The 22708-nt window shown below is 38.7% G+C and carries 16 protein-coding genes; 14 read left to right on the top strand and 2 right to left on the bottom strand.

What is annotated here, in order from left to right; genetic code table 11:
- Positions 1–449: 449 nt before the first annotated feature.
- The 6 genes from OOA_RS09250 (at position 450) to kdsB (ending at position 7085) form a co-directional block, all read left to right on the top strand.
- The gene (locus OOA_RS09250; protein ID WP_336431271.1) at positions 450–2636 is read left to right on the top strand and encodes a DNA internalization-related competence protein ComEC/Rec2; all 2187 of its coding nucleotides are present in this window, start codon (positions 450–452) and stop codon (positions 2634–2636) included.
- A 35-nt stretch (positions 2637–2671) separates the two neighbouring features.
- Positions 2672–4417: a lipid A ABC transporter ATP-binding protein/permease MsbA gene (gene msbA, locus OOA_RS09245; protein WP_008911886.1), complete on the top strand. Its 1746-nt coding sequence runs from the start codon at positions 2672–2674 to the stop codon at positions 4415–4417.
- Entirely contained in the window at positions 4414–5412 is a 999-nt protein-coding gene (gene lpxK, locus OOA_RS09240) for a tetraacyldisaccharide 4'-kinase (protein WP_040690911.1), read from the top strand. Before msbA ends, lpxK begins: the two co-directional genes overlap by 4 nt.
- Before the next feature lie 385 nt (positions 5413–5797).
- Complete coding sequence (locus OOA_RS09235) at positions 5798–6013, top strand: cold-shock protein (protein WP_008911884.1); 216 nt, start codon at positions 5798–5800, stop codon at positions 6011–6013.
- Positions 6014–6156: 143 nt separating this feature from the next.
- The gene (locus tag OOA_RS09230; RefSeq protein ID WP_008911883.1) at positions 6157–6336 is read left to right on the top strand and encodes a Trm112 family protein; all 180 of its coding nucleotides are present in this window, start codon (positions 6157–6159) and stop codon (positions 6334–6336) included.
- 5 nt (positions 6337–6341) lie between these two features.
- Complete coding sequence (gene kdsB / locus OOA_RS09225) at positions 6342–7085, top strand: 3-deoxy-manno-octulosonate cytidylyltransferase (protein WP_008911882.1); 744 nt, start codon at positions 6342–6344, stop codon at positions 7083–7085.
- Between the two features lie 137 nt (positions 7086–7222).
- Here the strand turns inward: kdsB and elyC are convergent, their stop codons facing one another.
- Positions 7223–8050 carry an envelope biogenesis factor ElyC gene (elyC, locus tag OOA_RS09220; protein WP_008911881.1) on the bottom strand — a complete coding sequence of 276 codons (828 nt, stop codon included), beginning with the start codon at positions 8048–8050 and terminating at the stop codon, positions 7223–7225.
- 292 nt (positions 8051–8342) lie between these two features.
- On the opposite strand from elyC, the gene cmoM reads away from it, so the two are divergent.
- From cmoM to OOA_RS09180, 8 genes are all read left to right on the top strand, one after another.
- Positions 8343–9131 carry a tRNA uridine 5-oxyacetic acid(34) methyltransferase CmoM gene (gene cmoM, locus OOA_RS09215; protein WP_008911880.1) on the top strand — a complete coding sequence of 263 codons (789 nt, stop codon included), beginning with the start codon at positions 8343–8345 and terminating at the stop codon, positions 9129–9131.
- Positions 9128–10453 carry a chromosome partition protein MukF gene (gene mukF / locus OOA_RS09210; RefSeq protein ID WP_008911879.1) on the top strand — a complete coding sequence of 442 codons (1326 nt, stop codon included), beginning with the start codon at positions 9128–9130 and terminating at the stop codon, positions 10451–10453. Before cmoM ends, mukF begins: the two co-directional genes overlap by 4 nt.
- Positions 10434–11162, top strand: coding sequence for a chromosome partition protein MukE (mukE, locus tag OOA_RS09205; protein WP_008911878.1), 729 nt, complete (start codon positions 10434–10436; stop codon positions 11160–11162). Before mukF ends, mukE begins: the two co-directional genes overlap by 20 nt.
- Positions 11159–15604 (top strand): chromosome partition protein MukB, encoded by a 4446-nt coding sequence (gene mukB, locus OOA_RS09200; protein WP_008911877.1) that lies wholly within the window; start codon positions 11159–11161, stop codon positions 15602–15604. The genes mukE and mukB overlap by 4 nt, the downstream gene beginning before the upstream one ends.
- A gap of 773 nt (positions 15605–16377) precedes the next feature.
- A complete protein-coding gene (aphA, locus tag OOA_RS09195; RefSeq protein WP_008911876.1) occupies positions 16378–17091 on the top strand; it encodes an acid phosphatase AphA in 714 nt (237 codons plus the stop codon).
- A gap of 651 nt (positions 17092–17742) precedes the next feature.
- Complete coding sequence (gene ldtD, locus OOA_RS09190; RefSeq protein ID WP_008911875.1) at positions 17743–19470, top strand: L,D-transpeptidase; 1728 nt, start codon at positions 17743–17745, stop codon at positions 19468–19470.
- Positions 19471–19791: 321 nt separating this feature from the next.
- Positions 19792–20340, top strand: coding sequence for a peptidoglycan L,D-endopeptidase MepK (gene mepK / locus OOA_RS09185; RefSeq protein WP_008911874.1), 549 nt, complete (start codon positions 19792–19794; stop codon positions 20338–20340).
- Positions 20341–20379: 39 nt separating this feature from the next.
- Complete coding sequence (locus OOA_RS09180; protein ID WP_008911873.1) at positions 20380–21027, top strand: MBL fold metallo-hydrolase; 648 nt, start codon at positions 20380–20382, stop codon at positions 21025–21027.
- Positions 21028–21217: 190 nt separating this feature from the next.
- Here OOA_RS09180 and OOA_RS09175 read toward each other — a convergent pair whose 3' ends face one another.
- Complete coding sequence (locus OOA_RS09175) at positions 21218–22408, bottom strand: amino acid aminotransferase (RefSeq protein ID WP_008911872.1); 1191 nt, start codon at positions 22406–22408, stop codon at positions 21218–21220.
- Between the last annotated feature and the right edge of the window lie 300 nt (positions 22409–22708).

Genomic DNA, 22708 nt, shown 5'->3' with positions numbered 1-22708 from the left:
ACACACACACACACACACACACACACACACACACACACACACAACCAACCAACCAACCAACCAACCAACCAACCAACCAACTAATAAAATTATATATCTCCTCCTTTAAATATATAAACAAATCTATTTTTCTTAAATAGTGGTTATTTGAAAAATAATATATTTGCGAATCCACGCCTAAAAAAATGTAAAATACTCTCTAAATTACATGAATTTTTTTTGAGTACTCGCATAGATAATGCTAATAAATTTCAATACTAGAAGGTTTATATATAGTCAATGACATAGTTATATTTCAGTAGGTAAACAATAATGCATAGAAAATCGTTAGCTATTTTAAAGGAAAACTCACTTTCTTGTACATTGGCTGCAATTGCATGTTTTATTGGTGTCTTACCAATTTTATTTATTCCAGAAATTCCAAAAGTAAGTAATTCAATAATAATTTTATTAATCTTATTTTTTTTGTTATTTTTATTAAAGTAAACTCTCATCTTAAGTTTTTTATACTTATTATAATTTCATTCTTATGGGGGTGTTGGCATTGCAATGATATGATTGGTAAAATTAATTTTTTATCAAAGAGTAAACAACAACTAGAGGTTACGATTATAAGTATTCCTTTATTAATAAAACAAAATATGAGAGTTAAAGTTAGAATTGATAAAATAGATGAAGTTATTGTATTTCCTCCACTTTATGCAATATGGCAGCTTCGTTATCAACACGAAAACTCTATATGTGCTGGACAGGTATGGCATATTAATGGCGCATTGAAGCCACTTCATGCATCTCTTAATGAAGGCGGGTTTGACCAATTGAGATTTAGCCTATCTCAAAGAATAATTGGGACATTTAAAAATACACAATCTACGGTGATTAATTCAAAATGTTCTTTAAGGCAAGAAATTATTAATCATTATATCAAAAAAATAAATTTATTAGATAATTCAGGGGTTATTTATGCACTAATGTTTGGAGAGCGAGGGTTATTAACTGTTGATTCATCAGCTTTGTTGAAAAATACTGGGTTGAGTCATCTTATTGCAATATCTGGTTTGCATATTGGAATGTCATATCTTTTCGGATACTGTTTTGCCCGGCTATGTTTATATTTACTTCCGACTTATTTTATTTATCCTAAAACACCTATTTTATTTGGTTTGATTTTTGCTTTTCTCTATGCTTGGGTTTCAGGCTTTGCTATTCCTGCAACACGAGCTTTAATTTCGCTGGTGCTATGGATATACATTAAACAACAGAGTTGTCATTTTTTTTCCTGGCAATGGGCAGTTTGGAGTATAGGATTAATCATTGTTGCAGATCCTTTAGCTATTTTATCTGATAGCTTTTGGTTATCTAGCTTTGCAGTACTAGCAATACTTTACTGGTTTGCATTATATCCTATCCCATCATTTAGTTATCACCCTAAAATAGTTAGTCAGTTAATTCCACTGTTTCATTTGCAGGTTGGCTTACTCGTATTACTTGCACCTATACAAATTATTCTATTTCAAGGGATTAATTTCATGAGTTTTTGGGCTAACTTATGGTTAGTCCCTATTGTATCTTGGCTAGTTGTTCCTGCTATATTTTTGTTATTTTTGATTCCAGTATCTGAAGTTCAAAATATTATCTTCCAATGTATTGATAAAATCCTATCAATAGGAATAGCGCCATTACCTTATTTAAGTGATTTTTGGTTTGGATTACAAACTACTTCATTATGGTTTTTCGTATGTTGCTGGCTTATTAGTGGATTTATTGCTTTAGGCTGGCATAAAACGTATATCGGATTACTCGGCTGTTTTATTGCTCTTTATTTAAATTCTGATAGCTTTGCCAATAAACCGCATAATGAGGGATGGAAGTTAACGACACTTGATGTTGGGCATGGACTTGCGGTTGTTATTGAACAGAATGGCTTAGCTTATTTATATGATACAGGTAATCGTTGGCCTGAAGGAAGTAGTGCACAAAGGCAAATAATTCCTTATTTAAAACATAAAAGCATTACGCCAATCGGAATCATTTTAAGTCACAATCATCTTGATCATACTGGTGGTGTCGATTTGTTAATAACCCAATATCCGTGGATTAACTTACGTAGTAGTTTTGGTTCTAATCAGCATCTTCCTTGTCATAAAGGCCAGCGCTGGAAATGGGGAATACTTAATTTTGAGGTACTTTGGCCGGAGCAATTTTCAAAAATATCACATAATGATGATTCTTGCGTAATTCAAATAAGTGATGGATACCATAAAGTTTTACTAACAGGGGATATAGAAGAGCACAGTGAAAAAGCGATAACTGCAATGTATAAGCAGAAATTGCGTTCAGATATTATTTTTGCGCCTCATCATGGGAGTAGAACGTCATCGACATCATTATTCATTAGAACTGTAGCTCCAACGATGGTATTAGTTTCCTCTGCAAGATACAGTGCTTGGAAAATACCTTCAGATAAAGTGCATTTACGGTACCGAGAAAATAATATCAAATGGTTTAATACTGCTGAGTCGGGTCAGGTAACTATATGGTTTAAAAAGAAAAATTTGACTTTAACTCGATTCAGATTGGAAATTCAACCACGTTGGTATCATCTCTGGTTTGGCGATCCGCTATTTCCCGAGTAGAATAGTCCGCCTATATTAAGTTTGGTAATAAAAGCATGAATGATAAAGACCTTTCGACACGACAAACGTTTAGCCGATTATGGCCTACTATCGCACCTTTTAAAACAGGTTTAATAGTTGCAGCTATAGCTTTAGTCATTAACGCAGCAGGCGATGCGTTCATGATATCTTTATTAAAACCACTCCTCGATGAAGGGTTTGATAAAGCTGATAATGACGTCTTAAAATGGCTCCCTCTTGCAGTATTAGGTTTGATGATTGTCCGTGGGGCGTCTAGTTTTGTCTCAACCTATTGTGTTTCGTGGGTGTCAGGTAAGGTCGTCATGAATATGCGCCGTAAGTTATTTGGCCATATGATGGGAATGCCAGTTAGCTTTTTTGATCAACAATCGACAGGAACCCTATTATCACGTATTACTTATGATTCAGAGCAAGTTGCTTCATCTTCTTCTGGCGCATTAATAACGATTATTCGAGAAAGCGCTTATATCATCGGTTTATTTGCGATGATGTTTTACTATAGCTGGCAACTCTCCCTTATATTGATTGTGATAGCTCCTGTCGTATCCATCACTATTCGCATCGTTTCAAAGCGTTTTCGTAAAATTAGTAAGAATATGCAAACAGGTATGGGGCATGTCACAGCAAGTGCTGAACAGATGTTAAAAGGGCATAAAGAAGTTTTAATTTTCGGTGGACAGAAAGTTGAAACTGAGCGTTTTAATAAAGTCAGTAACCACATGCGCAGTCAATCAATGAAAATGACGACGGCTTCTGCTATATCAGATCCGATTGTTCAGTTGATTGCATCATTTGCACTTGCATTTGTATTGTATGCAGCAAGCTTCCCTGAAATACGGGATCAGCTAACGTCAGGTACTATTGCGGTTGTATTTTCATCTATGTTTGCCTTAATGCGTCCATTAAAATCACTCACAAACGTCAATTCTCAATTTCAACGTGGTATGGCTGCATGTCAGACATTATTTGCTATTTTAGATACTGAACAAGAAAAAGATAACGGTACAAAAGTATTATCTCAGGTTAAAGGGGATGTGGAGTTTAAAAATGTCACGTTTACTTATGCAACTAAAGAGCATCCTGCTTTAGACAATATTTCGTTTAATTTACCTGCTGGAAAATCTGTGGCATTAGTTGGGCGCTCGGGTTCAGGTAAATCGACTATTGCCAACCTGATTACACGCTTTTACGACATCGATGAAGGTAGCATTCAGATCGATGGTAATGATATCAGGGAATATACTCTTGAGTCATTACGCAGCCAAGTGGCTTTAGTGTCGCAACATGTTTATCTATTTAATGATACCATTGCGAATAATATCGCTTACGCCACTGATGGTCGTTATAGCCGCGAACAAATTGAGAAAGCGGCTGAAATGGCTTATGCCATGGACTTCATTGTTAAGCTTGATAAAGGCTTAGATACTGTTATCGGTGAAAATGGTGTAATGTTATCTGGCGGTCAGCGGCAACGTATTGCAATTGCTCGAGCATTGCTACGTGATGCTCCTATTCTTATTCTTGATGAAGCAACATCGGCACTGGATACTGAATCTGAACGCGCAATTCAAGCCGCACTTGATGAACTGCAAAAAAATAGAACCTCTCTAGTTATCGCTCACCGTTTATCGACAATCGAAAATGCAGATGAAATTTTGGTGGTTCAAGATGGCCATATTATTGAGCGAGGAAACCATAAAGCATTGTTAGCTGAAAATGGCGCTTATGCTCAACTGCATAAAATACAGTTTAGCCAATGATAGAAAGGGTCTGGGCTGGCCGGTCATGGCTTTATCTCTTGCTACTACCGCTATCATTCCTTTATGGAGTGGTAACGGTAGTTAGGCGTATGAGTTATAAAGTAGGATTGTTACGTTCTTGGAAAGCCCCAGTACCGGTTGTTGTTGTTGGTAATCTAACTGCGGGGGGAAATGGCAAGACCCCTGTTGTTATTTGGTTGGTTGAAGCTTTAACTCAAAAAGGTTTCCGAGTTGGTGTGGTTTCTCGTGGTTATGGTGGGAAAGCTGATCAATACCCGTTAGTACTTTCATCGAACACAGCAACTAAGCAAGCAGGTGATGAACCTGTTTTAATTCATCACCGTACAAAAGCTCCCGTAGCTGTCGCACCTAGACGAAGTGATGCAATCAAAGCATTACTCGAATTATATTGCTTAGATATCATTATTACTGATGATGGCTTGCAACATTATGCCCTTGCTAGAGATTACGAAATAGTCGTCATTGATGGTCAGCGCAGGTTTGGTAATGGTTGGTGGTTACCCGCAGGCCCGATGCGTGAACGAGCTGGACGCCTTAAAAGCGTTGATGCATTGATTGTGAATGGTGGGCAACCACAACAAAATGAAGTCGCTATGGCTCTGGAAGGCGATATTGCGGTCAACTTACTCACTGGTGATAAGCTTCCGGTGATTGAACTTCGCGCTGTCGTTGCTATGGCGGGAATTGGTCATCCTCCTCGTTTCTTTTTATCCTTAGAAAATAAGGGATTAAAACTAATAAAAGCCCATTCTTTTTCTGATCATCAACCTTACCAGCAACAGCAGCTTACGGAGTTAACCCCAAATAATGAGCCATTATTAATGACCGAAAAAGATGCTGTAAAATGTCAGTCTTTCGCTCAATCAAATTGGTGGTATCTTCCAGTTCAAGCTTCTTTCGATGAAGTAGGTGAAAACAAAATATTAAGCGAAATAGAAAATATAATCGATATTTATAAAAAAGCTTGCCACTAATGGTTTACTATGTTAATAATATCTTCAACGTGATATAGATCCATTTATTATGAATGTAAATGTAAGACATTGATAAGTGGTTTTATACTAGATTAAATTCACGACCAGTTATTTAGTTAATCTTCATATCCTCGTATTTTCCGCGTTTACTCATCAGTTTTGTCATCTAAATGTCAAATAATACTGTTAAGTTACAGTGGATGATCGGTATGTGAAAGGTCGTTAAAAATGTGTGTGCTACAATAAAAGCACACCAAAATGGTAAAGTTTACTAGCTCTTAAAACGTATAAATAAATCGGCAATTTATAATGGGGTATCGCGTGTAAAGAGTAATAGTAGAATAATAAATAGAATTATTGTTCTTAGAACAAAAGGAGTTTTAATATGAATTTTCAATTACATATGGGTCAAGTTAAATGGTTTGATGCAATCGCTGGTTATGGATTTATATCACCGAGAAATGGTGGTGATGATGTATTCGTTACACTAAAGTCAATGGCAAATAAAAAAATCAAATCATTATCTGAAGGCCAAAACGTCGAGTTTTCTGTTACTCGCAATTCTGATGGCATAACGGCAGCTGACGTTATTGCTTATTAATTAAATAATTAACAGCGCTATTTCTCCTGCTTTATCCTCTCAATCTCTCGCAGGAGATCTTATTCAATAAAGATTAAAGTTAACGGTGATATCTGCTTGTGTTATCCTGACCCGAAGTGAGTTAAATCCATTCGGGAGAAAACATGGATCACCGTTTACTTGAAATCATAGCCTGCCCTGTCTGCCATGGTAAGTTAAGTTACAACAAAGATAATCTTGAGCTTATCTGCAAATTTGACCATCTTGCCTATCCTATCCGTGATGGTATTCCTGTCCTGTTAGAAAATGAAGCGCGCCAAGTCTCATTAGATGAAGGGCAGTAATCATTATGTTTACTGTTATCATTCCTGCTCGTTATGCCTCTACTCGATTACCCGGTAAACCTCTTGCTGATATTCATGGTAAACCCATGGTTGTTAGAGTGATGGAGCAAGCGCTTAAATCAGGTGCTTCACGCGTGATTGTTGCGACAGATAATCGAAATGTTGCAGCTGCGGTTATTGAAGCAGGTGGTGAAGCCTGTATGACAGATCCTAACCACCAATCAGGTACAGAAAGACTAGCTGAGGTTATTGATACTTATGGCTTTTCTGACGATGAAATCATTGTTAATGTGCAAGGTGATGAGCCCTTGATCCCACCTGAAATTATCAGTCAGGTTGCACGTAACCTTCAAAATAGCAAAGCTCAGATGGGGACACTCGCTGTTCCTATTCATGATGCACAAGAAGCTTTTAATCCAAATGCTGTCAAAGTGGTTACTGATAATGAAGGCTATGCGCTTTATTTCTCTCGGGCAACTATCCCATGGGATCGAGATAAATTCGCATTAAGCCAAGAAACTATCGGTGATCATTTTTTACGTCATATTGGAATTTATGCTTACCGTTCTGGTTTTATTCGTCGTTATATTACTTGGGAAGCTAGCCCATTAGAAAAAATTGAAATGCTAGAGCAACTAAGAGTGCTTTGGTATGGTGAGAAAATTCATGTAGCAGTGGCTGAAAAGACACCGGGTGCAGGAGTAGATACACCTGAAGATCTCGAAGCCGTTAGAATACAATTTAAATAATTTTTTATCCATAATGCTTCTACTTATTGTTAAATAAGTAGGTAACTCAATTTCATAACTTGAATTATTTAAAGCATAAGTCCGTTAATTAATGAAAAAAGGTGTGACTCAAGTTGAGCTCACACCTTTTTTATATCTTACTCGGCTTCTACTGCTTCAGGGGTTAGCAGGGGATCTTGTGATTTTTGGGTATTATCTGGTTTTAAAGAAAACCAAATAGAGCCTAGTAATTCATACCATGCACGCTCAGAGTGACTTAGATAAGAGGCTGAAGGAATATATTTCTCCCAAGGATTAAGTGCGCTTTTAATCGCTAACTGGTTTGCCGGTGCTGGTAGAGGGTGCATTCCTCTTTTGGTAAAGATCGTAATTGCTCTTGGCAAATGATTGGCAGATGTCACTAACAAGAATGGTGTTTTGCCAATGATTCTTTCAACTTCGAAAGCTTCTTCTTGAGTATCTTTCGGTTCAGTTAATGCAATAGTATCTTCAGCCGGTACCCCGAGTGATTGAGCAACCATAGCGGCAACTTCTGCACTACTAATGCTACTGCTTGCCTTACCTCCAGTAAAAATAAGCTTACTTCCTGGATACTTGAGGTATAAGCGAATTCCTTCCGTGATTCGAGGCAGGCTATTATTCAGTAAGTTAGAGCTTGGGCTCCAATCAGGATTATAAGTAAACCCTCCGCCGAGTACGACAATATAATCAACATGTTCCGGTGGATTAGTTGTGATCAGCTCATACCGCTTATCGAAACTACCTTCAGTGGGAGCCAGTAAACTATCTGAAATAGGTTGAATACTTAAAAGGGTAACAGCAATAACACTAATAGAAACACAGACCTTACCGCTTTTTTGCCAACGCGTGAACCAGAGCAAAATGATGCCAATAAACCCGAGGATTAATAATAAAGGGAGTGGCATGAGTAAGCTACCAATGTACTTTTTTAAAATAAATAGCATAAGAGAACCTATTTTTTGGGATTTATCATCAATTAATTGTTCTGATTGCTGAATTCAGAGCTGCACTATGCCAAAATAAGGCTATTATCTGTTATCATTCAGGTTCCAGCCACTTTAAGCACTTAGCATGATGTTCAGACCATTTTAGTCACATATTTTTCGGATCATATTCTGGATTTGATTTTATTTCACTAACAGTGAGATAACAACTCGCTGATCTTGGTGTTTGTTAGGTAACTGACATTTTGATATACAGGCATAAATAGCTAATTTTAGGATCACCGGATAACACATGGTAGACCGTAACTTTGATGATATTGCTGATAAATTTGCAAAAAACATTTATGGCACAACAAAAGGTAAAATACGTGAAGCTGTCGTTTGGCAAGATTTGACCCAATTAATTGAATCTCATTTTCATGGCCAAACATTGCGTATACTGGACGCCGGTGGTGGCGAAGGGCATTTTTCACGCAAGCTAGCACAGATGGGGCATCAAGTTATACTTTGCGATTTATCCGAAGAAATGCTTGAGCGTGCAAGTGAACTTGCCCAAGAGCAAGGAATTAGCGAAAATATGCGCTTTATTCATTGTGCGGTGCAAGATGTTAAGCTGCATATTGAAGAACCAGTCGATTTAGTGCTTTTTCATGCTGTACTTGAGTGGATTAGCGATCAGAAATATGCAATTGAACAACTGGTGGATATCATTCGGCCAAAAGGTGTATTTTCTGTGATGTTTTATAACGCTAATGGCTTAGTGATGCGTAATGCGATTTTAGGTAATTTTCATCTTGCCACTCCGCATATTCAACGTCGCCGTAAACGGTCATTATCGCCACAAAACCCATTACTGCCACAACAAGTCGATGAATGGTTGTCTGATTGTAAAATGGATATTATTGGTAAAAGTGGTGTCAGAGTATTTCATGATTACCTACAAAGTAGGCAGTTACAGCAAAAAGATTTTCCTGCCTTGTTGGCATTAGAGCAACAATATTGTCGTCAGGAACCCTATATCAGTATGGGGCGTTATATTCATGTCATGGCACGAAAGCCAATAATAAAGGACGACTTATGAGTGATTTTTCCCAGACCGTCCCTGAACTCGTGTCCTGGGCACGAAAAAATGACTTTTCAATTTCATTACCAGCCGAGCGTTTAGCTTTTTTGCTAGCGGTTGCTGGGCTTAACAGTGAACGTGTTAATGGTGAAATGAGTGAAGGGGAACTGATCGATGCATTTCGTGAGGTTTGCAAAGGCTTCGAGCAAACGACCGAATCATTATCAGTCAGAGCGAATAATGCCATCAACGATATGGTTCGTCAGAAAATATTTAATCGCTTCGCGGGGGATATTGTTGAAGGTAACGCGATTTACCGTTTAACCTCATTGGGTATTGGAATTAGTGACTATTATATTCGCCAGCGTGAGTTTTCTACCTTAAGGCTTTCCATGCAATTATCTATTGTTGCTGGTGAGCTTCTGCGATCAGCTGAGGCTGCTGAAGAAGGTGGTGATGAATTCTATTGGCATCGATTTGTTTTTGCACCACTTAAATATTCCGTCGCTGAAATATTTGATAGCATTGATTTATCCCAGCGCATAATGGATGAACAGCAAAGTGGGGTTAAAGAAGATATTGCTGCGTTATTGACTCAAGACTGGCAAGCCGCTATAGCAAATTGTGAGCAGTTATTATCAGAAACATCGGGCACATTAAGAGAATTGCAAGATACGTTAGAGGCAGCAGGAGATAAACTGCAAGCTAATTTATTACGAATCCAAGAAGCTAATATGAATGCGCCTGTGTTTTCAGACTCAGTAGATCGACTTGTTTATGATTTACAAAATAAGCTAGATCGCATAGTGAGCTGGGGGCAGCAATCCATTGATTTATGGATTGGTTATGACCGCCATGTCCACAAATTTATTCGTACCGCAATTGATATGGATAAAAACCGTATTTTTTCTCAGCGTTTACGTCAATCTGTTCAGCAATATCTTGATAGCCCATGGGCGTTGACTTACGCAAATGCGGATCGTCTATTTGATATGCGTGATGAAGAATTGACATTAAATGATGAAGAAGTGACCGGAGAATTGCCTCCAGATCTTGAATTTGAAGAGTTTAGCGAGCTTAACGATAGGCTTGCAGAGTCAATTGAAGCTGAACTGGCATTTTATAAACGGGAAAAACGGCCGCTGGATGTTGCTCGAGTTGTACAAGAATACTTGAAGCAACACCCGCAAAATCGTCACTTTGATGTTGCGCGTATTATTATTGATCAGGCTGTAAAATTAGGTATCGCAGAGGCTGATTTGGCGGGGTTACCGTCAGAATGGCTGGCAATTAATGACCACGGAGCCAAGGTGCAGGCACATGTCATCGACAAATATTGAACAATTCATGTCAGTTAAACTGGCACAGGCATTAGCCAATCCGATTTTTCCAGAGCTTGATAGTCAATTGCGTTCAGGGCGTCATATCAGTATTGATGACCTTGATAACCATGCCTATTTGATGGATTTTCAGGAAGCATTGGAACAATTTTATGCACGTTATAATGTCGAATTAATTCGTGCACCTGAAGGTTTTTTCTATTTACGCCCTCGCTCAACAACGTTGATCTCCCGTTCAGTGCTTTCTGAGCTGGATATGATGGTTGGCAAAATTCTTTGCTATCTCTATTTAAGTCCTGAACGACTAACCAACCAAGGTATTTTTACCGCTCAAGAGCTGTTTGAAGAGCTGTTGTCATTAGCGGATGAAAATAAATTACTGAAGTTTGTTAATCAGCGGTCAACCGGTTCTGATTTAGATAAGCAAAAACTGCAAGAAAAATTAAGAACTTCATTAAATCGCTTACGTCGCTTAGGTATGGTGCATTTTATTCAGAATGACGTTAATAAATTTATTATTTTTGAATCCGTGTTCCGCTTTGGTGCAGATGTGCGCAGTGGTGATAACGTACAAGAAGCACAATTACGTATGATCCGTGATGGTGAAGCTATCTCCCTCGATGGTGAATTATCCTTGCACGATAACGATGATGAAGAGATAGAGGATAATCGAGACGCGGCTGAGAGTGATGAGGATGAACAAGTATGATTGAACGCGGAAAGTTTCGCTCACTGACGCTGATTAACTGGAACGGTTTCTTTGCACGTACTTTTGACCTTGATGAGCTGGTCACGACCCTTTCTGGTGGAAACGGCGCGGGTAAATCCACGACCATGGCAGCTTTTATTACGGCAATGATCCCTGATTTAACATTGCTTCACTTCCGTAATACAACGGAAGCGGGAGCCACCTCAGGTTCACGTGATAAAGGCTTACACGGTAAACTGCGTCCGGGTGTTTGTTATGCCATTTTGGATGTTTTGAATTCAAAACATCAGCGCATTATGGTCGGTGTCAGGCTGCAACAAGTTGCTGGTCGCGATAAAAAAGTGGACATTAAACCCTTTATGATCCAAGGGGTTCCTATTGCAACTGGGCCAACAGAAATACTGACTGAAGTACTAGATGGCCGCCAAGCAAAAGTTATTGCACTGAATGATTTAAAAGAGCGCATGGAGCAACAAGAAGGTGTGCTTTTTAAACAATTTAACTCAATCACTGATTATCATTCGGTCTTATTCGAGCTAGGTGTTTTACCAAAACGTTTACGTTCAGCCAGTGACCGTAGCAAGTTCTATCGCCTTATTGAAGCATCACTTTACGGTGGTATTTCCAGCGCGATCACCCGTTCATTACGTGACTATTTGTTACCAGAAAATAGTGGCGTACGTAAAGCCTTCCAAGATATGGAAGCTGCATTGCGCGAGAACCGCCTGACATTGGAAGCCATTCGTGTAACCCAATCAGACCGTGACTTATTCAAGCATTTAATTAGTCAAGCAACAGACTATGTTTCGGCTGATTATATGCGCCACTCCAATGAACGACGTATTCATCTCGACTCAGCAATGGCAGCGCGTAATGAATTGCTCGCTAGCCGAAAACAATTGAGACAAGAGCAAGTTCGTAGTGTCGAAATTGCCCGTGAGCTGAATGAGCAAAGCAGCTCATCTTCAGATTTAGAAGCTGATTACCAAGCAGCAAGCGATCATCTTAATCTTGTTCAAACTGCATTGCGTCAACAAGAAAAAATCGACCGTTATCAATCAGATATTGAAGAGTTAACTTATCGCTTAGAAGAGCAATCTGAGGTTGTTGCCGAGGCAACAGAGCGCCAAGAAGATCTTGAAGCCCGTTCAGAAGCGGCTGAAGTAGAAGTTGATGAATTAAAAAGCCAATTGGCAGATTATCAGCAAGCGCTTGATGTCCAACAAACTCGCGCAATTCAATATCAACAAGCATTACAGGCACTGACTCGTGCGCGTGAGTTGTGTCAATTGCCTGAATTATCGATTGAAAATGCAGATGAATGGTTAGAGACCTTTGAAGCTCGTGAACAACAGGCAACAGAAGCATTACTGGCTTTAGAACAGAAAATGAGTGTTGCAGATGCGGCTCATAGTCAATTTGAACAAGCCTATCAGCTCGTAAAAAATATGATAGGCGAAGTAAGCCGTGGTGATGCTTACCAACAAGCTCGAGCTCTCCTTCGTGATTGGTCTTCTCAACAACATTTGGCTGAGCGAGTACAACCATTACGTATGCAGCTCTCTGAATTGCAGCAACGCCTAGATAGTCAGCAGAATGCTGAGCGTTTATTAAATGAGTTTTGTAAACGACATGGGCAAAGTTATGAGCCTGATGAATTAGACGCGTTAATGGCTGAACTTGAAGCTCAACAAGAAGAGTTAAGCATTGGCGTTAATGAAAGTGGCGAGCGTCGTATGCAAATGCGTCAAGAGCTTGATCAAATTCGTCAACGTATCCAAGCATTAACGTCGAAAGCACCAGCATGGTTGATGGCTCAAGAAGCGTTAACTCAGCTAAATGAACAAGCGACTGAAACCTTTGACTCAAGCAGTGCCGTCACTGAACATATGCAGCAATTGCTTGAGCAAGAAAGGGAAATCACTGTTGAGCGTGATGAAATTGCCGCACAAAGACGTGAGCTAGAAAAACAGATTGAGCGTCTTAGCCAGCCAAGTGGTGCTGAAGATAGCAGAATGCTAGCACTTGCGGAACGTTTTGGTGGTGTACTGCTATCTGAAATTTATGATGACATCACCATCGATGATGCACCTTATTTCTCAGCCTTATATGGTCCAGCACGTAACGGTATCGTTGTGCAAGATTTGTCAGTAGTACGCAGTCAATTAGCCACATTACAGGATTGCCCAGAAGACGTTTATTTTATTGAAGGAGATCCCCAGTCTTTCGATGACAGTGTGTTTGATGCTGAAGAGTTTGAAAATGCGGTATTGATTCGCTCAACTGACAGGCAGTGGCGTTTCTCTCGTTATCCAGAAGTGCCTTTGTTTGGACGTGCTGCACGTGAAAATCACCTTGAATCGCTGACGTCAGAGCGTGATAGCTTAGCGGAACGCTATGCTACGCTGTCATTTGATGTACAAAAAATTCAACGTTCACACCAAGCATTTAGCCGTTTTATTGGTCAACATATTTCAGTGGCATTTGAAACAGATCCAGAAGCGGAAATTCGCACACTAAATCAGAAACGTACTGAAATTGAGCGTAATTTAGCGCAGTTTGAAGAACAAACTCAGCAACAGCGTCAGCAATATGCACAGGGTAAAGATAGCTTGTCGGCATTGAATCGCCTATTACCACTCGTTGGTTTGTTAATGGATGAGACACTGGCTGATCGTGCAGATGAAATTCGCGATGAGTTATCGGATGCGGAGGAAGCGGCGCACTTCTTGAATAAACATAGCCAATCGTTAACAAAACTTGAACCGATTGTCACTGTTTTACTCAGTGATCCTGAGCAGCATGATCAGCTTCGTAAAGATTATGAAACGGCAAAACATAGCCAGCAAAGTGCCAAGCAGCAAGCATTTGCATTAGTTGAAATCGTGCAACGTCGTGCTCACTTTAGTTATAGTGACTCGACAGGTATGGTTAATGAAAATGCAGATCTTAATGAAAAATTGCGTCAACGCTTAGAGCAAGCTGAAAATGAACGAAGTCGTGCTCGTGAGCAACTTCGCCAGCAACAATCACAAGCAGCGCAATTTAATCAAGTATTAGCCTCTCTTCGTAGCTCTTTTGATACTAAGCAAGAGATGCTTAAAGAATTAGAAACTGAAATGCAGGATATCGGTGTTAAAGCCGATCCGGATGCTCAAGAGCGCGCTCGTATTCGTCGTGATGAGTTCCATCAATCAGTAATGGCGAATCGTAGTCGTATTAATCAGTTAGAAAAACAACTGACTTTGTGCGAAGCAGAAATGGAAAACCTGCTAAAACGTATTCGGAAGTTAGAAAAAGATTATTATCTATTGCGCGAACAAGTTGTATCGGCGAAAGCTGGCTGGTGTGCGGTGATGCGTTTAGTGAAAGATAATGGCGTCGAACGTCGCTTGCATCGACGTGAATTAGCTTACACTGATGGTGAAAGCCTGCGTTCAATGTCAGATAAAGCGTTAGGAGCTTTACGTTTAGCAGTTGCAGACAATGAACATTTACGTGATGTATTGCGTCTATCAGAAGATCCAAAAAGACCAGAACGTAAGATCCAGTTCTTTATTGCCGTTTATCAGCATCTGCGTGAACGTATTCGCCAAGATATTATTCGAACAGATGACCCAATCGATGCTATTGAACAAATGGAAATCGAATTGGCCCGTTTGACGGAGGAGCTGACCGCACGTGAGCAAAAATTGGCGATCAGTTCGAAGAGTGTGGCAAATATTATTCGTAAAACTATTCAGCGCGAGCAAAACCGTATTCGCATGTTAAACCAAGGGCTGCAAGCAGTGTCATTTGGTCAAGTGAAAGGGGTTAGGCTAAATGTGAACATTAGAGAAAGCCACTCTTTGATGTTAACCGTGCTATCCGAAGAGAGCGAATTACACCAAGACTTGTTCACAAGCCAGCGTTTGACCTTCTCAGAAGCAATGGCCAAACTTTATCAGCGCTTAAATCCACAAATGGATATGGGGCAGCGTTTACCGCAAACTATTGGTGAAGAGTTATTAGACTACCGTAATTATCTTGAACTTGAAGTTGAAGTGAATCGTGGCTCTGATGGCTGGTTGAAAGCGGAAAGTGGGGCACTCTCAACGGGTGAAGCGATTGGTACTGGTATGTCAATATTAGTGATGGTCGTACAAAGTTGGGAAGAAGAATCACGTCGTCTACGAGCGAAAGATATTATTCCTTGCCGCTTATTGTTCCTAGATGAAGCTGCACGTTTGGATGCGAAGTCTATTGCGACCTTGTTTGAGCTATGTGATAGGTTAGAAATGCAACTGATCATTGCTGCGCCAGAGAATATCAGCCCTGAAAAAGGAACGACCTATAAATTGGTTCGTAAGGTATTTGACAACCGAGAGCATGTTCATGTGGTCGGTTTAAAAGGTTTCGGTCAAGATAGCCCGACTCAGCAGGCACAATTGCTCCAAGAATAATTAACATTATTCATTAGTTAACATAAAAACGGTGCTATTTTTAGCACCGTTTTTTTAGTTAGTGAAAAATAGCTAAAAGCTAATGAAATCTAATATCAAAAGGTTAATAGTCGGTTCAAGCTGTAATTCACGACTAAAAATAATTAATAAACATGCTGTACGACGTAACTCGAACAGTAAGATAGGTTAGTATATTTATTGATATGCATTATTTTAATTTGCATGATGACATAATTATCAATAAATATTGTAATTTATAAAAACCGATTAAATAATTATAGGGTATTGAAAATAATAAAATTTTGTTGATTGTTGCCATGGTGATAGCGATATTTTCAATATGAATCGTGACATGTCACACGGCAAAATTAACCAACAATTTTACTATCATCATCTAAAGTGTAATGTCATCAATAACGATTCAATTTGAATTATGGGGAATATCTTGTATTCATGACTTAGCGCGTATGGGGTAAATTTACTTGAGGATGTTTTGTTTATAGTTTACTCAGCTTCAAATAAAATCACATTATTCAAATTAATCGGGATTAATAACGGACATCCACTATGAGATGTAAGTCTCATTTTTATGAGAATAAAAATACTATTATCTATATTCCTGTGATGCATCCCAAATAATTTTATTTCTGTTTGTTATGATTATTTCTCATGATAATGAAATCATAAAAAATCTATCGATATCATGACAAATATAAATCCAGTATTTTGAAAAAATGATGCATAAGTAGCTAATAAATCAATAAGGATTAAACATGAAAAAAACGACACTGACCTTAAGTGCCATTGCTTTAGTACTCAGTTTTACAGCAACATCACAGGCAAAAGTATTAATGCCAGAAGTCGTCAGTCCAGGTGTGACAGTAGCACAACTTGCTGACCAGAAGCCAGTTCACTGGGTTTCTATTGAGCAAATCAAAAACAGTCTTGAAGGCCAAGCGCCAATGGCTGTTGGTTTTGATATTGATGATACCGTACTATTTTCAAGCCCAGGCTTTTATCGTGGTCAACTCGAATATTCCCCAAATGACTTTAGCTACCTAAAAAACATTGAATTTTGGGAAAAAATGAATAACGAGTGGGATAAGTTCAGTATGCCTAAAAAAGTGGGTATAGATTTAGTTCAAATGCACTTAAAGCGTGGCGATACAGTTTATTTTATTACTGGCCGTACTAAAACTAAAACAGAAACAGTGACAAAATATGTACAAGAAGGTCTTAAGATCCCTGCTGACAAGATGAATGCAGTCATCTTTGCTGGGGATGAGCCAGGCCAAAATAATAAAGTAAGTTGGATGCGCGACCATAAATTAAAAATCTATTATGGTGATGCAGATGCTGATATTGCAGCCGCTCGTGAATTAGATATCCGTGGTATCCGTATTTTACGTGCAGCGAATTCATCATATCAGCCTCTGCCAAAAGCAGGCCAGTTCGGTGAAGAAGTTGTTATTAACTCCGAATATTAATGTTTGTAGTTGAATATTTCGATTAATTTAAAAAGGCGCTTAGCGCCTTTTTTTGATATAAAAACTAAAACATATCCAAAATGAGATAACATCGCAACACCTCATAAGGTAGGCTATTTATTATACAAAAACCCATGCGACTCTATCAAAATTAAAGGTAATTTAATTATTATTGGTTTTAAGGTAGTGCGGAAAAATTAAATTTTCCGATAATATCGTAAAGTATGATTCAAGAGTAATAACATTTGAAATCTTGTTATCCAATTGATAATTAATGTTATTTTTGTAAGTTTAAAACTGTCAGAGCGACGAAATGACAAAGCTGTAATGCTGTAATTTATTTTGAATGATAATTGGATTTAAAACAAACACGTCATTATACTTAATCTATATTTATCTAGGTGGACAAATTGTTAATCTGAATTTTGTATTTAAATTAATTATGTTAGATATTACTTTTATGATTAATTTATATTGAATTAAAAATGTAAATAATTCTATTTCTCGTTATAACATACCACCTAAACTGTTTTCTCCTATCTAAAGACAAAATTAGTTAATTCCTATAACATTTTCATTAAATTTAAATATACTAAAATCGTCAATATAATAAGAATGATTGTTATCCATGTAGTAACTTAAGGTGGATTTATGGCAAAGAGAAGAGTGAAAGCTCTGCAAGCATCAGTAATATTGGGGTTGTTCTCACTGCAGTTTCCTGCTTTTTCAGCACAAGATAATGGGCAATTAGTGGTTGAAGGTGTCCAGTTACAGCAAGCAACAGAACCCGCTGCTGTGACCGTTATGACTCCCATTGAGAGCCTAGCTCAAATCACAGCATCTTTGCCGGGCAATATAAAACCGGTATTTTCTGCGCAACTCGCTAAAATTTATGCTGATCGGCAAATGCAATTATTGTGGCAAGATGAAACCGCAATTGAACAATTCCAACAACAACTGGCAGAGCTTGCATTATCTGGAGTACAACCTCAATTTAGTGAGTGGCTGTTGGCACTTGAACAAAGTGATTTAAGTGAGTTAGGTCGAGACATTATTTTGTCGGATGCAATGCTTGGCTATAGGCAATATCTGTCGGCAATTCCTACCAATGGTCAATATTGGTTATATCAAAAACAGCCTTATAAATTGGTAGCTCCTACAGCACCGCAAATAAAACCATGGTTAGATTCTGTTTCAGAAAATAGACTCAGTGCATGGGTGCAAGAGCAAGCTCCAAATCATCCACTGTACCAGCCTATGCGCCAAGAAATGTTGAAGCAACTCAAGATGAATGATGATGAACTTCAATTGGTGAGTACAACCACGTTAAAACCCGGTCAGTCAAGTGATGATGTTATTACGCTTAGAGAGATTTTATACCGTCAAGGCTTTGTGAGTAAAGTTGCAATTTCGACAGAATTAGATGCAGCGGCAACAGATGAAGAAAAAGCGAATGCAACAGCTGAAGCACGGCTATACAGTGATGAGCTTGTCGATGCAGTGAAAAAATTTCAGCTACAATATGGTTTAGAAGCTGATGGCATGGTGGGTAAAGGTACCAAAGTGTGGCTTAACATGAAACCGCATCAAAAAGCGGGATTAATGGCATTGAATATTCAACGATTGCGCATTATTCCAGAAAGCAATGGAACAGGGATCCTTGTCAACATTCCAGGCTTTTCTTTAAATTTTTATCTGAATAATGATGTGATCTTAGATTCAAAAGTGATTGTAGGACGCCCTGATCGCAAAACACCAATTATGAGCAGTGCTCTCAATAATGTAGTAATCAATCCACCTTGGAGTGTGCCAACGAGTATGGCGAGAAAAGATATTGCGCCAAGAGGAAAAGAAGATCCTAGCTATTTTAGTCGTAAAGGTTATACGGTGTATTCAGGGTGGGAGCAGGACTCATTTGAAATTGACCCATATTCTATTAATTGGGAGCAAATTAGCCCTGCAAACTTTCCATATCGGATCCGCCAAGCACCAGGACCAACAAATTCGTTAGGGCGCTATAAGTTTAATATGCCAAATTCAGAGGCTATTTATCTTCATGATACGCCTAACCATAGCTTATTTAATCGTAATGCACGCGCAATAAGCTCCGGCTGCGTTCGGGTGAATAAAGCTAATGAATTGGCGGGTATCTTGTTAGGAGATGCGGGCTGGGAACAAAAACGTATTGATGGTGCATTAAAAGAAGGCTCTACAAAATATGTGAATATTCCTGATAGGATCCCCGTTTATCTTTACTATCAAACTGCATGGGTAGATAAAGATCAACAGCCACAGTATCGTGCTGATATTTATCAATATGATAATAGTATTGAAAATGCGCAGAAATATATTCCGTCAATAAAAAATATTCTGCATTAATGATTGTGTACATCAATCAGGGAGTTTGTCTCCCTGATTGCATTTTCTGTATTTTTCCAACATCTACGCATTATTTCTCATCATTTCCATAGAAAAAATGAAATATTAATGGTTTTATATTAATTCGAAGTAACGACCAAGAGCTGACATTAACACTATATTTAGTGATAACACTCACTATTTTGATGATGTAACGTTAATATTTAGACTTTTACTTATTTATTTACATTATTATACATTAAAGTCAAATATGATTTGTTAGACTGGAAGATACAGTTAGTTTGTTTACTATTTATATAATTGAAATCTGAGTTATCACTTATGGATATAATTGATCAAAACCGCAGAAAATGGTTAGGAATTGGTGCCGCCACTGTTGGACTAAGCTTGTTACCAAGTCATGTATTTGCTGCAATGACAACACCAAGGCCGAGAATTTTGCGTTTTCAAAATCTCAACACCGGGGAATTTTTAAAGACAGAGTTTTTTGATGGGCGGCATTATAATAAATCTGAGCTTGCGCGGTTAAATCATCTGTTTCGCGATCACCGTAGGGATAAAGTGAAAATGATTGATCCTAAATTATTCGATCAGATTTATCTGTTGCAGATGATGTTAGGGTCGAATAAACCAATTCAATTAATTTCAGGATATCGTTCACTCGAAACCAATAATGCATTGCGTAAAAGTAGTTCAGGAGTAGCAAAGAAAAGCTACCATACAAGAGGCCAAGCAATGGATTTTCATATTGATGGGGTGCAATTAAGTAATATTCGTAAGGCAGCACTAAAAATGAAAGCTGGCGGAGTAGGTTACTATCCGAAAAGCAATTTTGTTCATATCGATACAGGTCCAGCAAGAACATGGTAATCTGTGCATAGGTGACACAGATTATGGAGTAATTGTTCAATGAAATATATTATTATCCCAGTAACCCCTTTCATGCAAAACTGTCAGGTTATATGGGATGAAAACTCGATGGAAGCCGTTATTGTTGATCCCGGCGGTGAAGCAGAAAAACTCATTGCCGCAATTGAAGATCGCAATTTAAAGCTCACAAAAATCCTTTTGACTCATGGGCACTCTGACCATATCGGCGCGACAGCCATTCTTTCTAAACATTTTTCAGTGCCTATTTATGGGCCACAAAAAGAAGATGCTTTTTGGATTGAAGCGTTAGCAGAGCAAAATGCGATGTTTAATATCGGGGAATGTCCTGATTTCACCCCTGATTATTGGTTAGAAGAAGGGCAAACGGTGACTTGTGGGCCTATCACTTTTGATGTTCTACATTGCCCAGGGCACACACCCGGTCATATTATTTTTGTTAATCATGCAGATAAATTGATTTCAATGGGTGATGTGTTATTTAAAGGTGGCGTAGGGCGGAGCGATTTTCCTCGTGGTGACCATCAGGCACTGATAGCCTCAATTAAAAATAAAGTATTGCCGCTTGGGGATGAATATCAATTTATTCCGGGACATGGCCCGATGTCGGATCTTGGCCATGAGCGCAAAACAAATCCGTTCTTACAGGATGAGCTGCCAGTTTGGTAATGAGCCAGTCATTCCATTGTCTACTAGCTGCACTAAGAGAGTTATGTAGAGAATAGATAGTTCGATTTCAATAAATGCCTCAGTGATTGAGGCATTATTATTTTAAGTTATTTTCACTTTCGTCGTTCAATAAAAAACGCCTCCAAAAGGAGACGTCTTCGCGATTATCAAACTCAGTTATCTTAAAGTATTAAATCACTTTAATGATAGCGTCACACAGTGGCACCATGTTTTCTAGTGTTAAACCAGCAACGTTAATACGACCTGAGCCAACGGCATAGATGCCAAATTCGCTACGTAAGCGTTCTACTTGCTCTTTTGTTAGGCCACTGAAGGAAAATATACCATTTTGGTTAATGATGAAGCTGAAGTCCTGCTTAGCGCCTTTTTCTTCAAGGGTATTAACCAATAACTGACGCATACGTTTAATACGTTCGCGCATTGATGACAGTTCTTGGATCCACTCAGCTTTTAGTGCTTCATCAGATAATATGGTGGTAACAACCGCTGCACCATGTGCTGGTGGGTTTGAGTAGTTAGCTCGGATAACCGCTTTTGCTTGGCTAAATGCACGCTCTGCGTTATCGCTATCTTTAGCAATAATAGTGCAAGCACCAACGCGCTCATTGTACAAACCGAAGTTTTTAGAGTACGAACTCGCAACAATCATTTCTGGGTTTTGTTTCGTGAAGACACGCAGGCCTTCAGCATCTTCTTCTAAGCCTTTAGCGAAGCCTTGGTAAGCAAAGTCAAAGACTGGCAATAAGCCTTTTTCTGCACACAGTGCGGACAGTTCAGTCCACTGTTCAACAGTAGGGTCGATACCTGTTGGATTATGGCAGCAGCCGTGTAAAACGATTGCATCACCGGTAACAGCAGAAGACAAGCTATTGAGCATGCCATCAAAGTCCATACCATGATTAGCTGCGTCATAGTAGTTGTAAGTCACGACTTCTAAACCGGCAGCTTCAAAAATATTTTTGTGGTTTGGCCAAGTTGGGTTGCTTATCCAAACACGCTTAGCATTAGTTTGGCTAGCAATAAAGTCGGCAGCGATACGCAGTGCGCCAGTACCGCCTGGAGCTTGTGCAGTGCGAGCTCGTTTAGAGGTGATAATTTCGTGCTCTTTACCAAATAATAGTTCTTGAGTTACTTGGCCAAATTCTGGAATACCACTGATGGCAAGATAGTTTTTGGTATTTTCGTTTTCTAGCAGGAGCTTTTCAGCTTTTTTTACAGTGTCTAGAACAGGGGTTTTACCTGAACCGTCTTTGTATACACCGATACCAAGGTTAATTTTGTTATCACGGGGATCAGCACGGAAACTATCAGCAAGGCCTAAAATAGGGTCAGCAGGGGCAGAAGTAATTTTTTCAAACATGTTGTCGATTCCAAAACTCAGTTGTTAAGCCGAAAATGTTGAGTACTCAGGTTAACGTGCAGAAAACAATTTGCCAACCGTTTTACGAAAAAATGGCGGGATCTTGTGAGCTAGACATGAATTGAATGTAATAAAACCGTAAATTGATATTAAGCTAGAGTGATTATCTAGATTATTGGTTTTTTATTTAGCTAATCATTTTGTAATCAGTTTTAAGTTTATATAAACGTGTATGTTGAAATTGCAGAAGGTAAGGTTTTATAAGGTAGGTGTGAGGAAATAAAGTTAAGGTAACTTATT

This window comes from Providencia burhodogranariea DSM 19968, from assembly GCF_000314855.2.
In the GTDB taxonomy this organism is placed as follows: Bacteria; Pseudomonadota; Gammaproteobacteria; order Enterobacterales; family Enterobacteriaceae; genus Providencia; species Providencia burhodogranariea.
Note: the sequence above shows the minus strand (reverse complement) of the source record. Positions and strands in the feature narration are given on the sequence as shown.